14 protein-coding genes are annotated in these 14,812 nt (G+C 58.9%); 8 read left to right on the top strand and 6 right to left on the bottom strand.

The window, feature by feature from the left end:
• From M3P88_RS06885 to M3P88_RS06920, 8 genes are all read left to right on the top strand, one after another.
• A complete protein-coding gene (locus M3P88_RS06885; RefSeq protein ID WP_249615300.1) occupies nucleotides 1-771 on the top strand; it encodes an ABC transporter ATP-binding protein in 771 nt (256 codons plus the stop codon).
• Nucleotides 768-1,478 (top strand): ABC transporter ATP-binding protein, encoded by a 711-nt coding sequence (locus M3P88_RS06890; protein WP_160796589.1) that lies wholly within the window; start codon nucleotides 768-770, stop codon nucleotides 1,476-1,478. Before M3P88_RS06885 ends, M3P88_RS06890 begins: the two co-directional genes overlap by 4 nt.
• A gap of 101 nt (nucleotides 1,479-1,579) precedes the next feature.
• Nucleotides 1,580-2,350: a YdcF family protein gene (locus tag M3P88_RS06895; protein ID WP_249615301.1), complete on the top strand. Its 771-nt coding sequence runs from the start codon at nucleotides 1,580-1,582 to the stop codon at nucleotides 2,348-2,350.
• On the top strand, nucleotides 2,325-3,125 hold the full coding sequence (locus M3P88_RS06900) for a competence/damage-inducible protein A (RefSeq protein ID WP_249615302.1): 801 nt from the start codon (nucleotides 2,325-2,327) through the stop codon (nucleotides 3,123-3,125). Before M3P88_RS06895 ends, M3P88_RS06900 begins: the two co-directional genes overlap by 26 nt.
• Nucleotides 3,126-3,211: 86 nt before the next feature.
• Nucleotides 3,212-4,021, top strand: a complete 810-nt coding sequence (locus tag M3P88_RS06905; protein WP_283773146.1) for an endonuclease — start codon at nucleotides 3,212-3,214, stop codon at nucleotides 4,019-4,021.
• A gap of 148 nt (nucleotides 4,022-4,169) precedes the next feature.
• Nucleotides 4,170-4,676, top strand: coding sequence for an outer membrane lipoprotein (locus M3P88_RS06910; RefSeq protein ID WP_249615303.1), 507 nt, complete (start codon nucleotides 4,170-4,172; stop codon nucleotides 4,674-4,676).
• A gap of 278 nt (nucleotides 4,677-4,954) precedes the next feature.
• A complete protein-coding gene (locus tag M3P88_RS06915) occupies nucleotides 4,955-6,163 on the top strand; it encodes an amino acid aminotransferase (protein ID WP_249615304.1) in 1,209 nt (402 codons plus the stop codon).
• Nucleotides 6,164-6,262: 99 nt separating this feature from the next.
• Nucleotides 6,263-7,567, top strand: coding sequence for a DUF445 domain-containing protein (locus M3P88_RS06920; RefSeq protein ID WP_249615305.1), 1,305 nt, complete (start codon nucleotides 6,263-6,265; stop codon nucleotides 7,565-7,567).
• Between the two features lie 84 nt (nucleotides 7,568-7,651).
• Here M3P88_RS06920 and M3P88_RS06925 read toward each other — a convergent pair whose 3' ends face one another.
• The 6 genes from M3P88_RS06925 to M3P88_RS06950 form a co-directional block, all read right to left on the bottom strand.
• Nucleotides 7,652-8,737 (bottom strand): TRAP transporter substrate-binding protein, encoded by a 1,086-nt coding sequence (locus M3P88_RS06925; RefSeq protein ID WP_249615306.1) that lies wholly within the window; start codon nucleotides 8,735-8,737, stop codon nucleotides 7,652-7,654.
• A gap of 177 nt (nucleotides 8,738-8,914) precedes the next feature.
• Nucleotides 8,915-10,003 carry a TRAP transporter substrate-binding protein gene (locus tag M3P88_RS06930; protein ID WP_249615307.1) on the bottom strand — a complete coding sequence of 363 codons (1,089 nt, stop codon included), beginning with the start codon at nucleotides 10,001-10,003 and terminating at the stop codon, nucleotides 8,915-8,917.
• Between the two features lie 60 nt (nucleotides 10,004-10,063).
• Complete coding sequence (locus tag M3P88_RS06935) at nucleotides 10,064-11,554, bottom strand: TRAP transporter large permease (RefSeq protein ID WP_249615308.1); 1,491 nt, start codon at nucleotides 11,552-11,554, stop codon at nucleotides 10,064-10,066.
• Nucleotides 11,551-12,102 (bottom strand): TRAP transporter small permease subunit, encoded by a 552-nt coding sequence (locus tag M3P88_RS06940; protein WP_249615309.1) that lies wholly within the window; start codon nucleotides 12,100-12,102, stop codon nucleotides 11,551-11,553. The genes M3P88_RS06935 and M3P88_RS06940 overlap by 4 nt, the downstream gene beginning before the upstream one ends.
• 207 nt (nucleotides 12,103-12,309) lie before the next feature.
• Nucleotides 12,310-12,813 carry a C40 family peptidase gene (locus M3P88_RS06945; protein ID WP_249615310.1) on the bottom strand — a complete coding sequence of 168 codons (504 nt, stop codon included), beginning with the start codon at nucleotides 12,811-12,813 and terminating at the stop codon, nucleotides 12,310-12,312.
• Nucleotides 12,814-12,883: 70 nt separating this feature from the next.
• Nucleotides 12,884-14,794, bottom strand: a complete 1,911-nt coding sequence (locus M3P88_RS06950; RefSeq protein ID WP_249615311.1) for an ATP-binding cassette domain-containing protein — start codon at nucleotides 14,792-14,794, stop codon at nucleotides 12,884-12,886.
• Nucleotides 14,795-14,812 lie beyond the last annotated feature (18 nt).

A 14,812-nucleotide genomic window follows, 5' to 3' on the forward strand; every position in this document is an offset into this window, starting at 1 on the left:
ATGGCTGAAGTCCTGCTGAAAATAGACGGAATCGTCAAACGCTTCGGGGGTCTGGTCGCGCTTAATCAAGTGGCCCTGACCATCAATAAGGGCGAGATTTACGGCTTGATCGGGCCTAACGGTGCCGGCAAGACGACCTTGTTCAATGTGCTGACCGGTCTGTATATGCCGGACGAGGGCAGCTTTAGCTTTGACGGGAAAAACTTGTTCCGCGCCCAGCCGCATGTGGTGGTCGGCACCGGCATCGCCCGGACTTTCCAGAATATCCGTCTGTTTAAGGAAATGACGGCGCTGGAAAACGTGATGGTCGGCCGCCATATCCGCTCCAAGGCGGGTGCCTTGGGGGCCGTGCTGCGCGACAAGGGTACCCGGGCCGAGGAGGCCGCGATTCGCGCCAAGGCACAGGAGCTATTGGCCTATGTCGGGATTAGCGATGTAGCCGACGAGTTTGCCAAGAACCTGAGTTATGGCCATCAGCGCCGGCTGGAAATTGCCCGTGCGCTGGCGACCGAGCCCAAGCTGCTGGCACTGGACGAGCCGGCAGCCGGCATGAACCCGCGCGAAACCGAAGAGCTTAAGGCGCTGATGGAGAAAATCCGCAGCTCCGGTGTCACCGTGCTGCTGATCGAGCATGACGTGAAATTGATGATGGGCCTGTGCGACCGCATTGCGGTGCTCGACTACGGCAAAAAAATCGCCGAAGGCGTACCCGAGGCGGTACGCAAGGACCCGAAAGTGATCGAGGCATACCTTGGGGTGGCACATTCATGAGCATTCTTGACATCAAGAACCTGCAGGTTTCCTACGGCGGCATTCAGGCGGTCAAGGGTATAGACCTGCATATCGAAAAGGGCGAGCTGGTCACGTTGATTGGTGCCAACGGTGCCGGCAAGACGTCGACCTTGCGGACTCTGGTCGGTATGGAAAAGAAGTCCGGCGGCAGCATCAGCTTTGATGGCAAGGATACGGCGGGCACACCGGTGTATAACTTTGTGCGTCAGGGTCTGGTGATGGTGCCGGAAGGACGCGGTGTCTTTTCCAAGCTGACCGTGGCCGAAAACCTGCGCATGGGCGGTTACCACCGCAATGATGAAGACGGCATCAAGGCCGACATCGAGCATGTGTTTGAACTGTTTCCGCGCTTGAAAGAGCGCGAGAAGCAGTTGGCCGGCACGCTGTCCGGTGGCGAGCAGCAGATGGTCGCCATGGGGCGCGCCATCGTGTCCAAGCCCAAGCTCTTGCTGCTGGATGAGCCCTCCATGGGGCTGGCACCCTTGATCGTGGCCAAGATATTCGAAATCATCCGCATGGTGGCGGAGCAGGGTGTGACCATGCTCTTGGTCGAGCAAAATGCGCGTCTGGCACTGGAGGTGTCGCAGCGCGGCTATGTGATGGAGAGCGGGCGCATTACCATGAGTGGCAATGCGCAAGATCTGCTTAACGATGACCGGGTTCGCAACGCTTATCTTGGCGAGTAAACTGTCGGCTCTCGGCCCTGCCCCCGCATGGGAGCAGGGCCGTTTTACGTTTAAACAGGCGCCGGGCTTTGCTGCCGGCGCCTTGTCTTTAGTCTGGAGAGATGTGCGTGACGACTGCGCCGGGTGTGTTGTTCAATCAGGTTTTCGGGGCGCTGTTGCTGCCGCCGGTCAATTGCCTGCTGTTGGCCGGGTTTGGCTTTTGGCTGTTTCGGCGTAAAAAGCGGGGCGGGCTCGCCTTGCTTGTCCTCTCCATGTTGCTGCTGTATGCCTTTTCTACCCCGCGCATGGCGATAGCCCTGAATGCTGCACTGGAAAACCAGACCGTAGCCCGCCTTGCCGATGTACGCCAAAGCGGTGCCATTGTGGTGCTGGGGGGCGGCAAGAAGCCGGCCCCCGAATATGGTGAGAATGTACCGAGTGGCGACACGGCGGCGCGCTTGCGCTACGCCGTGCACCTGCATAAGGCCAGTACCGTGCCCTTATTGCTGACCGGCGGTGCACCCTTGGGCGGCGAGCCGGAAGCCTGGGTCATGCAGCGCATGCTGTGGCGTGATTATGGGGTCAAGCCTTACTGGGTGGAGTCCGAGTCGCTCAATACCGAAGCCAATGCGCGATTGTCGGCGGCCATGCTGAAAAATGCCGGTGTAAAACGCATCACGCTGGTGACGCAAGCCTGGCACTTGCGCCGTGCCGTGCCCTTGTTCGAAGCGCAGGGGCTGGAGGTGGTGCCGGCACCGACCGGATTTACCCGTTACGACGGCGAGGGCATTATTTGGTATCTGCCATCGGGCCGTGCCATGCAGGAAACGCATCAGGCGCTACGCGAGTGGGTCGGCATGTTTTATCATGGCATCAGAAATTCTTTCTCCTGAGGTCATCAGCATGAATGTAGGCGCGATCATTATTGGCGACGAGCTTTTGTCCGGCAAACGCCAGGACAAGCATCTGGCGGCACTGATTGCCATGCTGGCCGAGCGCGGCATGAAGTTAGCGTGGGTTGAATATCTGGGGGATGATCCTGTGCGCCTGCAGGCCTCTTTGGTGCGCGCCTTTGCTAGTGGTGATCTGGTGTTCAGCTTTGGTGGTATCGGCGCGACACCGGACGATTACACCCGTCAGTGCGCGGCGGCTGCCCTGGGGGTGCCGCTGGCCATCCATCCCGAGGCGCGCACGATTATCGAAGGACGCTTTGGTGCCGAGGCCTATCCGCACCGTATCAATATGGGCAATATCCCGGAAGGGGCGCGCCTGATCCCTAATCCGGTGAATCAGATGCCGGGCTTTTCTGTGGGAGATGTCCACTTTGTACCGGGCTTTCCTGCCATGGCTTGGCCCATGATTGCCTGGGTGCTGGATACGGCGTATCCGCAATTGAAAAACACCGTGCCCGATATCGAGCAAACGGTGATTGCGCTGGATGCACGCGAGGGTGATCTGATTACCTTGATGCAGGCTTTTACTGCCCGCTATCCGGCGCTGAGATTGTCCAGTCTGCCCAGTTTCGGTAGCGAGACTATCCCGCAGATGCATATCGAGTTCGGCTTCAGTGGTCAGCCCGCACGGGTGGCGCAGGCCATGGGCGAATGGCGTAAAGCCTTGCAAGACGCCGGCTATGCTTTATGCGAGCGCGGCACGGTAAGCAATTGAATCCATAGCGATGTATGAGGCTGAGTTAATTCAGCCTTGAAAGTCATGCAAAAGCCGGTTACGGTGGCAGCTTTTTGCGGCTTTTCATGAAATTCTGCTTTATTCCCCTTATCAGTGCCTTGCTGGTCGCGTGCTCCGGTCAGGGTAATGCCGAAACAGCGGCGCTTGCCAAGACGGCACAAACCACGCCCGTAGCCGCCATTTCGCTGACCGACCCTATCGTGCTGGTCAGCGGCAAGAACAGCGTCGGTCCGCGCGACTTCAATAACGCCAAAAAAGTGCTGCCTAGTGTTTTTAACGGTGAAGAAATCGATTTTTACTGTGGCTGCCCTTATACCGGCAAAACAATGGATCTGGCCTCCTGCGGCTATCAGCCGCGCAAAAATGCCAACCGTGCCAGCCGTCTGGAGTGGGAGCATGTGGTGCCGGCCTGGGTGTTGGGCCATCAGCGCCAATGCTGGCAACAGGGCGGGCGCAAGAACTGCACCGCTAGCGACGATGTGTTCCGTATGGCCGAGGGTGATCTGGTGAACCTGGTGCCGGCGGTAGGCGAAGTCAATGGTGACCGCAGCAACTTCTCGTTCGGCGCCTGGACGCGGAGTCCCGAGCCCATGTATGGCCAGTGCCAGACGATCGTCGACTTCAAGGGTCGCCGCGCTCAGCCGCGTGAAGAGGTCAGGGGACGCATTGCCCGTATCTATTTCTATATGCACGGCCGCTATGGCTTGAAAATGAGCAAGCAGGACACGCAGCTAATGTGCGCCTGGGCCAAGACCTATCCGGTCGATGCTTGGGAAAAGTCGCGCGATGCCCGTATTATCAAACTGCAAGGTAGCGGTAATGTCTTTGTACAGAACCCGCAGCAATTGGCTAGCGTGTGCGGCAAGCCGGCCTGATCGGGTCGTGTGCTTTAACCGGCCTACGCTGTTAAGGCGTGGGTCATGGCATATTTTACTCGCATGAGCTTCGCGTCACGGCTACCCCGGGTGCGCTGGTCTAGACTGAGTTCAGGCCATTTGAGCCTGACTATCAGGGAGGATAAGCATGCGAGTGCCGGGATGCGGTGTTTTGGCCTTAGGGCTGGTATTGGCCATGACGGGTTGTGCCAATACGGGCGGGATGGGAAATTTGGGGGAGTTGGGCAATCTGGGTGCGCTGGAGAACCAGGGGCAAGGTGGCGGGGGGTATAACAACCCGCAACTGCGTTTTGGTCGTGTGGTTTCCATTTCGCCAGTCCAGATTCCAAGTGCCAGCCACTTGGGTATCGGCTCGGTGATAGGTGCTGTCGCCGGCGGACTGCTGGGGAGTCAGGTAGGTGGAGGGACGGGGCGTGATGTCGCGGCCGTACTGGGCGCACTGGGAGGCGGCTATCTGGGTAACAGGCTGGAGCAAAACCAGAACGCGCAGCCGCAAGCCGGCCAGTATGTGGTTGTCAGCCTGCAAAATGGCGTAAATGTCGGGGTGACCCAGCCTGCCAGTGGCCAGCTCTTTGTCGGGCAGAATGTGGTGATCGAGGGGAGTGGCAACGAGGCGCGTGTCGTGCCCCAATAGTTCGGTGTGGCCGTACGGGTATAAGCGCATGCCGTTCACCTGCACATGGTGGGCGGCTTTTTTATGGCCAATTGAGCGGGCTGGGTCAGGTGCAGTTTTTGCGGCAGGCTGTTTCCCCTGACAGGGAGTACTGTGGCGTGCTGGCACTAGCCAGCTAGGCGCGTGCTTATGCCCTTCTAATTGGCATGCACGGTAGGGATCGCGCATGATAAAATCGATGGCATAAATTTAAGCACAGCTTGCGCCTTGAGCGATCCCCTGTAAACACTGGAGTTTGTATGAGCACTTCGATTTTCGCCGGCGTTGCGCTGGCTCCGCGTGATCCTATTCTTGGCCTGAACGAGGCTTATAACGCCGATGCGCGCGCAACCAAGGTTAATCTGGGCGTAGGCGTGTATTTTGACGAGAATGGCAAGATTCCATTGCTGTCTGCGGTGAAAGTTGCCGAGAAGGCGCGTCTGGAAGCCATGCCGCCACGCGGCTATCAGGCTATCGAGGGTAATGCCCAGTACAACCAGGCGGTACAAAAGCTGCTGCTAGGCGCAGACAGTGAATTGCTGGCCGCCGGCCGTGTCGTGACGGCACAGGCTCTGGGCGGCACCGGTGCACTGAAAATTGGTGCGGATTTTCTCAAGGGCCTGAAGGCCGATGCCAAGGTGTATATCAGCGATCCGTCGTGGGAAAACCACCGCGCGCTGTTCGAGGCGGCCGGTTTTGTCGTGGAAAACTACCCCTACTACGATGCGCAAACCCGTGGCGTGAACTTTGTTGCCATGAAAGCCTTCCTGCTGGGTCTGGCACCGGGTTCGGTCATCGTGCTGCATGCCTGCTGCCATAACCCGACGGGCGCCGATATGTCCGACGCGCAGTGGGCCGAAGTGGTGGATGTTTGTCGCGAGCGCGCTTTGGTGCCTTTCCTGGATATGGCATACCAAGGCTTTGCCGAGGGCATCGAGCCGGATGCCGTCGCTGTGCGCCTGTTCAGTGCCTCCGGTTTGCAGTTCTTCGTGTCCAGTTCCTTCTCCAAGAGTTTTTCCCTGTATGGCGAGCGTGTCGGTGCTTTGTCCATTATTACGGCGGACAAGGACGAGTCGGCGCGCGTGCTGTCGCAGCTTAAGCGCGTGATCCGCACCAACTATTCCAACCCGCCCATTCATGGCGGGGCGGTCGTTGCTGCGGTATTGAGCAGCCCAGAATTGCGCCAGATGTGGGAAGACGAGTTGGGCGGCATGCGGGTGCGCATTCGTGCGATGCGCGAGGGGCTGGTGTCGGCACTCAAGAGCAAGGGTGTCGCACAGGACTTCTCTTTTGTGACGGCTCAGCGCGGCATGTTCTCCTATACCGGTCTGAGTGCGGCGCAGGTTGAAGTCTTGCGTGCCGACTACGGCATTTACGCCGTTTCGACCGGCCGTATCTGTCTGGCTGCGTTGAACCAGAATAATCTGGCTTATGTCGCCGATGCGATTGCGGAAGTCGTTAAAGGCTGATCGCCGCGATAGTCATGAAACAAAGCCGCCAGCAATGCTGGCGGCTTTGTTTTGGTCTTCGGCTTACAATTCGTACAGGAATCTATGGCAGGAGGCCGTATGGTAAACGCACCGTCCCTTATCGCCAGCGATGATGATCAGCGCTTGGCCGAGCTTAAGCGCATGAAGGCCATCGCACTGGCCTTGCTGGTGGGGGCGCTATTGCTGGTGTTGCTGGCGCACTGGCAGCACGACGCCCATCCCTTATGGCCGTTTGTAGCCGCTTTTGCCGAGGCCGCGACAGTCGGTGCCATGGCTGACTGGTTTGCCGTAGTGGCGCTGTTTCGCCATCCGCTGGGGCTGCCAATCTGGCATACGGCGATCATTCCGCAGAATAAGAGCCGTATTGCGCGCAATCTGGGCAGTTTCGTCGTGGAGCATTTCTTTACCTCGTCGGCCTTGCTGTCGCGACTGGCGACATACAATCCGGCACAGCTGGCCGGTAACTGGCTCTCCCGTGTCTCGGTCTCGCCACGCGTGGCCCGTTTGGTCGCGGACGCAATGGCTACGGTGATTTCGTCGCTGGATGATCATGCGATGCGAAGCCATCTGGCAGACGGCGTGCGCTCGGGCCTGATGCGTATCGATATGGCGACGCTGGGCGGGCGCGTGTTAGATGGCTGGCTGGCCGGTGAGCGCCAGCATGAGTTGCTGGACACCCTGTTTAGCGGCATGGGGCGCAAGCTGGAAGCCGAAACCGTGCGCGAGCGTCTGGTTGCATTGCTGACCGAGTCGCTGCATCTGGAAGACGTCAAGGTCATGGGGGTGTCGCTGGGGAGTACTTTGCGGCCGTTGGCCCGCTCTGCCGCCGAGCGCCTGATCCAGCGCCTGCAGGCCGAGATGAGCGCGGCCGCGAGCGACCCGGCTCATCCGTGGCGCGAGATGCTGGACGTTTACCTGCATGAGTGTGCCTTACGGCTCAAGGCCGACCCGCGCTGGCGGGCCCGTGTCACGCGCAGCATGCAGGCCTTGCTGTCTGATCCGGTGTTTGATGCTTTGCTGGATGATGTCTGGGCGAGCATCAAGGACTGGGTGCTGTCTGATGTACGTGCACCCGATTCGAGGCTTGTGGCGGCCGGTATGGTGCTGTTGCGGGGGCTGGGTGAGCGTCTGGTGCACGACGCGCGTATGCAGGGGCGGCTTAACCGGCGGCTCATGGCTTTGTTGCCCGCTCTCGTCGAGCGTTATCGGCCGGCCGTGGCGATTTTTATTTCGGACAAGCTCGACAGCTGGAGCAAGGAAGAGGTGAGCGAGCGTATCGAGCTGGCGATCGGGCATGATCTGCAGTTTATTCGCATCAACGGGACACTGGTTGGTGGTGCGATTGGCCTGTGTCTGTATTCTGTGTCGCGCGTGTTTTATTAAAGGCGATCGCCGGCTTGCGAGTTTGAGCGATAGAAAAAGCGCCGCGCCCAATCCGGGCGTGGCGCTTTATGCTTGGCGTACGGCTTATTTTTTATTGCTGTACATGAAGCTTTCCATGCCCAGTTCAGCCAGATTGAACCAGCCATGCTCCATGGCGCGGAATTTCTTCCATGGGCCGTAGATCTTGGCAAAGGCCGGATTCTTGGCGGCTTCCTCTTCGTACAGTTTGAACGCTTCGGTGTGCGCGGCCTTCATGATATCGGCCGGATACTTCTTCAGCTTGACGCCTTTTTGCAGCAAGGACACCAGAGCCTGCGGGTTTTTGGCATCGTACTCTGCCAGCATCAGGAGGTTGGCTTCGGCAGACGCGACTTCAAACGCTTGCTGGTATTCCTTGGGCAGTTTGGCCCATTCTTTGCTGTTGACGTAGAACGACAGGTTCGGACCCGGTTCCCAGAAGCCCGGGTAGTAGTAGAACTTGGCAACCTTGTAAAAGCCCAGCTTCTCGTCGTCGTACGGGCCGACCCATTCGGTGGCATCGATGGTGCCTTTTTCCAGGGCCGGATAGATGTCGCCGCCGGGAATGGATTGCGGAATGGCACCGAGTTTGGCCATGATCTCGCCGCCAAAGCCCGGAATGCGCATTTTCAGGCCTTTGAGGCCGGCCAGATCCTTGACTTCATTGCGGAACCAGCCACCCATCTGGCAGCCGGTGTTGCCGCCGGGGAAGTTGACGATATTGTACTGGGCGAAGAGCTCGCGCATCGCCTTCATGCCGCCGCCGTAGTAGAGCCAGGCATTTTGCTGGCGAGCGGTCAGGCCAAAGGGCAGGGAGGTGTCGAAGGCAAAGGCCTTGTTCTTGCCGACATAGTAGTAACTGGCGGTGTGGCCGCACTCGACGGTGCCGTTTTGCACCACATCCAGGACCTGGTTGCCCGGGGCGATTTCACCACCCGGAAACACGCGGATCTGGAACTTGCCGCCGGTCAGTTCGGCGACACGCTTGGACAGCTGTTCGGCTGCGCCGTAAATGGTGTCCAGGCTTTTGGGAAAGCTGGATGCCAGGCGCCAGCGTACGGTGGGACCGTCGGCTGCCAGTGCGGGGGCGCTGACAACGGCAGCGGCAACGCCGGTAGCACCGGCTTTTTTCAGAAATGAACGTCTCTCCATCTTCTTCTCCTCCAGGGGTGGGCATTTGCCCGGTCGCAAAAGCGTCCGGCACCTTGGCTGCGGTCTTATGCCGCTTGATTGGCCAGGGTGCGAATAATTTAGCACATGGGATATTTGACCCGGTTTTTACGTAGGTAATGGGTATAAAAAACGGGGCATGACTGCCCCGTTTGTCGTTTATTTGCTGCGGTTGGTGTACATGAAGGATTCCATGCCCTGTTCTGCCAGGTTGAACCAGCCATGCTCCAGTGCGCGGAATTTTTTCCATGGGCCGTAGATCTTGCCAAAGGCCGGGTTTTTCTTCGCTTCTTCTTCGTACAAATTAAAAGCGATGGTCTGTGCGGCCTTCATGATGTCGGCCGGATACTTCTTCAGCTTGACGCCTTTTTGCAGCAGACGCACCAGCGCCTGCGGGTTCTGTGCGTCGTACTGGGCCAGCATGGTCAGGTTGGCTTCGGCTGCAGCCACTTCAAACGCCTGCTGGTACTCTTTGGGCAGCTTGGCCCACTGCTTGTTATTGACGTAGAACGACAGGTTCGGGCCCGGTTCCCAGAAGCCTGGATAGTAGTAGAACGGTGCGACCTTGTAGAAGCCGAGTTTTTCGTCATCGTACGGGCCGACCCACTCGGTGGCGTCGATCGTGCCTTTTTCCAGCGCCGGATAGATGTCCCCCGCCGGCAAGGACTGGGGGATGGCACCCATTTTGGCCATGATCTCGCCGCCAAAACCCGGGATGCGCATCTTCAGGCCCTTCAGGTCGGCCATCGATTTCACTTCATTGCGGAACCAGCCACCCATCTGGCAGCCGGTATTGCCGCCCGGGAAGTTGATGATGTTGTACTGGGCGTACAGTTCGCGCATCGCCTTGAGGCCGCCACCGTAGTAGAGCCAGGCGTTTTGCTGACGGGAGGTCAGGCCGAAAGGCAAGGAGGTATCGAAGGCAAAGGCCTTGTTCTTGCCGACGTAGTAGTAACCGGCGGTGTGGCCGCACTCGACGGTGCCGTTTTGCACCACATCCAGCACCTGGTTGCCCGGTGCGATCTCGCCGGCCGGGAATACGCGGATCTGGAATTTGCCGCCGGTCAGCTCGGAAATGCGCTTGGACATGCGCTCGGCCGCACCGTAAATGGTGTCCAGACTTTTCGGAAAGCTGGACGCCAGACGCCAGCGGATAACCGGCGTGTCTGCCGCCAGTGCAGGGGCGCTGACTGCGGCGGCTGCCGCGCCGGCAACACCGGCTTTTTTGAGGAAGGAACGTCTTTCCATGGTTTTCTCCTTTGATGGGGTAGCTTGTGCCGTGCCGGCTATTAGCCGGCACGCTTATTGTTATTGGCCGGACAACTGCTTAAGCAGCGCCGCACCATCGTCGGCAGCTTCACCGCTGGCAGCCGAGGCTTCGCCATCGGCAGGCGCCATGTTTTCCGGCAAAGCCGCATTGTCGATGGACAACTGTTCCAGCACCTGTTCCGACTTGGATTCATCGACCACGATTTCCTTGTCGCGGAATACCGTAGTCAGCGACGGGAAGGCGATCACCAGACCTATCATCACAATCTGGATGAGCACAAACGGGATCGCGCCCTTATAGATGCTGCTGCTCTTGACCTCTTTCGGTGCCACGCTACGCAGGTAGAACAGGGCAAAACCGAATGGTGGGTGCATGAACGAGGTCTGCATATTGACCGCCAGAATCACGCCGAACCACACCAGATCAATGCCCAGGCTTTGTGCCACAGGTGCCAGCAGCGGTACCAGAATAAAGGCGATTTCGAAGAAGTCGAGGAAGAAGGCCAGGAAGAACACCATGATGTTCACGGCAATCAAGAAGCCGACTTCGCCGCCGGGCAAGGCGGTCAGCAGGTGTTCAACCCACTGGTCGCCATTGACGCCCAAAAAGGCAATACGGAAGACGCGGGCACCGATCAGGATGAACACCACAAAGGTGGTCAGCTTGAGCGTCGAGTCCATCGCCTGCTTGAGCAGCTTGATATCCAGCTTGCGGTTGATCATGGCCAGTACGATGGCACCGACTGCGCCCATGGCGCCGCCCTCGGTCGGGGTGGCAATACCAAGGAAGATGGTGCCCAGTACCAGGAAGATCAGCAGCAGTGGCGGCACCATCACCAGCAGCACCTGCAGCATCAGCTTGCTGCCGCGCAAGGTGCGCGCCTCAGGTGGCAAAGCCGGTACCCATTGTGGGCGGAACAGCGAGATGCTGAAAATATACATGGCGTAAAAAACGCACAGCAGCAGACCCGGCAGCATGGCGGCAGCGTACATATCGCCTACCGAGGTGCCCAGCTGGTCAGCCAGTACGATCAGTACCAGACTTGGCGGAATGATCTGTGCCAGTGTGCCGGAGGCGGCAATTACGCCGGTGGCGACACGTTGGTCATAGCCGTAGCGCAGCATGATGGGCAGCGAAATCAGCCCCATCGAGATGACCGACGCGGCGACTACACCGGTGGTGGCCGCCAGCAAGGCACCCACAAAGATCACCGCATAGGCAATACCGCCTCGCACCCGGCCAAACAGCTGGCCTATGGTGTCCAGCATGGCCTCGGCCATGCCCGAGCGTTCCAGTACCAAACCCATAAAGGTGAAGAACGGAATCGCCAGCAGGGTGTCGTTGCGCATGATGTCGAACACCTGGCGCGGCAGTGCCTGCAATAGCTCGGGTCGGAGCAGGTCAAAATAGATGCCTACCCAGCTGAACAGCAGACCGACTGCAGACAGGGCAAAAGCAACAGGGTAGCCGATCAGCAAGAAGAAGATCAGCGACACAAACATAATGGGGGCGAGCATCTCGAGGCTCATACATGCTCCTTGTGCGGATCCAGTGCCTTGTCCAGCGGGTCGGCGGCGACGCCGGCAATAAAGCCCAGGCGTTTGATGATTTCGGACAGGCCTTGTGCCATCAGCAGGCTAAAGCCGATAGGAATCAACACCATGACGGGCCAGCGGATCAGGCCGCCGTTGTCGGAGGACATCTCGCCGCTGGTCCACGCGTCCATAAACATGGGCCAACCGTAGGCAATGATCAGGTAGCACATGGGGAACAGGAACAGCACGGTGCAGACGATTTCCAGCATGGCCTGCGCGCGGCGCGAGAGCTTGCTCGCCAGAATATCGATGCGGATATGCTCGTTTTTTTGCAGGGTATAAGCGCCGCCTAGCAAGAACATGGCGGAAAACAGATACCACTGAATTTCAAGAAAACCGTTCGAGCTGATATGAAGTGTTTTGCGGACAACGGCGTTGCCGGCACTGATAAGGACGACGACGAGGACAATCCATGAGGCGAACTGTCCTATGCGTGCATTGATCGCGTCGATGAGGCGCGATAGAGCGAGCAGCGACTGCACAAGTTTCTCCCGAGTATGAAGCATTGGAATTGTTGTAATTGGCAGGCGTGGAGTAGCCCCTGACCAGCGGGCAGTTTAGTCGCAATGGGTTTTGCTTGAGAAGACTCTAGGCATAAGGGGTATCCCTATGTCGTGATGCAGCCGCAAGCGGCTGCATGGAAGTCTAGGGTCGTTCGGGCGGGAAGCGGCTGGCGTTGAGCCGGGGGGTCAGTTAAACAGGGTGCGGGCGCCGTCAAAACGGCTCATAAACCAGGGGTTGTCCAGACGTTCGACCCGGATCTGGCTATTGGTGCGCGGGGCATGGACGAATTTGCCGTCGCCGATAAAAATGCCCATATGCGAGTAGCGGCGGTTCATGGTGTTGAAAAAGACGAAATCGCCGACCCGCAGCTGATTCATGCTGATCGATCTGCCTGCTTCGGCAATCTGTGCCGCAGTGCGTGGCAACTCGACACCCAGTGCATTGCGGTAGATGTAGCCGGCCATGCCACTGCAATCGAGACCGGCTTCCGGATTGGTGCCGCCGAATTTGTAATCATTACCCAATAGCCCCAGTGTCACCATCAGCACTTCGCGCCCGGCCCCATCGGCTTGAAGCCCGGCCAGCGAGATGCCGGGGCGCGGCTTGGGTGCGGGTTTTTTGGGCGGCGTGGTAGAGCAGGCAGCCAACAGCGTCAGCATGGCCAGCGTCGAGAGATGTTTGGCATTCATGGAGTCGTCCCTTGCAAGTCTTGCCTGCCCGTGTGCGTACTTGGGCAGGCAAGGGTGTGAGCTGCGATTTTTAGTTTTGCTTGGCTTCCAGTTCTTCCCAGCGCGCAAGTTTATCCAGCATGGCCAGCTCGATTTCCTCGATGCGCAACTGCCAGGCATGGGCTTGTTGCGGCTGATCGCGAAACACGGCCGGATCCAGCAGTTTTTGCGTCAACTCGGCCTGCTCGCCTTCCAGTGCGGCAATTTCATCCGGCAACTGGGTCAGCTCGCGCGTCTCATTAAACGATAGTTTGTTGCGGCTGGCCTTGTTGCGTTCGGCCTTGGCCGTGCTGGCGGCTGCCGGCTTGGCGGCGGCCTCGGCCGGTTTCATAGCGGCCATGCGTGCCTTGGTGTCGACCCAGTCCTGATAGCCGCCCGGGTATTCTTCCAGCTTGCCGTCGCCTTCAAACACGATGGTCTGGGTGACGACATTATCGAGGAAGGCACGGTCGTGGCTGACCAGAAACACGGTGCCGGCATACTGGGTGATCAGTTCTTCCAAGAGCTCCAGCGTATCGATATCCAGATCGTTGGTCGGTTCATCCAGCACCAGTACATTAGCCGGGCGGGTAAACAGGCGGGCCAGCAGCAGGCGGTTGCGCTCGCCACCGGACAGCGATTTGACCGGGCTGCGCGCGCGCGCAGGCTCGAACAAAAAGTCTTCCAGATAGCTCATGACATGCTTTCTGTGGCCGGCGACTTCGATAAAGTCGTTGCCCTGGCTGATCACGTCAGCCACGCTCATTTCTTCGTCCAGCTGGGTGCGGAACTGGTCGAAGTAGGCAATGTCGAGCTTGGTGCCACGCTTGATGTCGCCGCTATCGGCCTCCAGCTCACCCAGAATCAGTTTGAGCAAGGTGGTTTTGCCGGCACCATTGGGGCCGATCAGGCCGATCTTGTCGCCGCGCAGGATGCGGGTGGTGAAGTCGCGGATCAGGGTGCGGCTGCCAAAGCCCTTGCTGACATGTTCCAGCTCGGCCACCAGTTTGCCCGAACGCTCGCCCGGATCCAGCTGGAAGTTGACCTGGCCCACGCGCTCGCGCCGTTGCGAGCGGGCAACACGCAGCGCTTCCAGGCGGCGTACGCGGCCTTCGTTGCGGGTGCGGCGCGCTTCGACGCCCTTGCGTATCCACGCTTCTTCCTGTGCATGGAATTTGTCGAACAGACGGGCCTGCTCGGCTTCGACCGCCAGCTCTTCTGCCTTTTTGACGTGGTAGGCGGAGAAGCTGCCGGGGTAACTGCGCAGAATGCCGCGATCCAGTTCGATAATGCGCGTGGCGACATTGTCGAGGAAGCGGCGATCGTGAGTGACCAGCAAGACCGAGCCGGCAAAACCCTTGAGCAGGCCTTCCAGCCATTCGATGGCGGAAACGTCCAGATGGTTGGTCGGTTCGTCCAGTAGCAAGACATCGGGCTTGGCCGCCAGCGCGCGCGCCAGCGCCACACGCTTTTTCCAGCCGCCGGACAGGGCGCTGATCTTGACGTCGGGCTTGAGCTCGAGATGGGACAAAGTGGTGGCAATCAGCGCATCGAATGCCCAGCCGTCACGCAATTCGATCTCGTGCTGGATATGGGTCATGCGGTGCATCAGACTGTCAAAGTCGGCATCGGGTTGGGTCAGCGCGTCGGCCAGCGCGTGATATTCGGCCAAAAAGGCCTTGAGTTCGCCCAAACCCTCGGACACGGCTTCGAAAACGGTATGTTCGGGATTGAATTCGGGCTCTTGCGGTACCCAGCCTATGTTCAGATTGCCCTGAATATTGATGCGGCCATCGTCGAGGCGCACCATGCCGGCGATAGACTTGATCAGGGAAGATTTGCCGGCGCCATTGCGGCCGATCAGGCCGACGACTTCGCCTGCCTCCAGGGAAAAATCGACACGGTCCAGTAGGGCGTGGTGTCCGAAGGCAAGGCAAGCCTTCTCGACAGAAATGAGGGCCATGGATGGCTCGCTGGGTAG

This window comes from Craterilacuibacter sp. RT1T, assembly GCF_023502145.1.
In the GTDB taxonomy this organism is placed as follows: Bacteria; Pseudomonadota; Gammaproteobacteria; order Burkholderiales; family Chromobacteriaceae; genus Craterilacuibacter.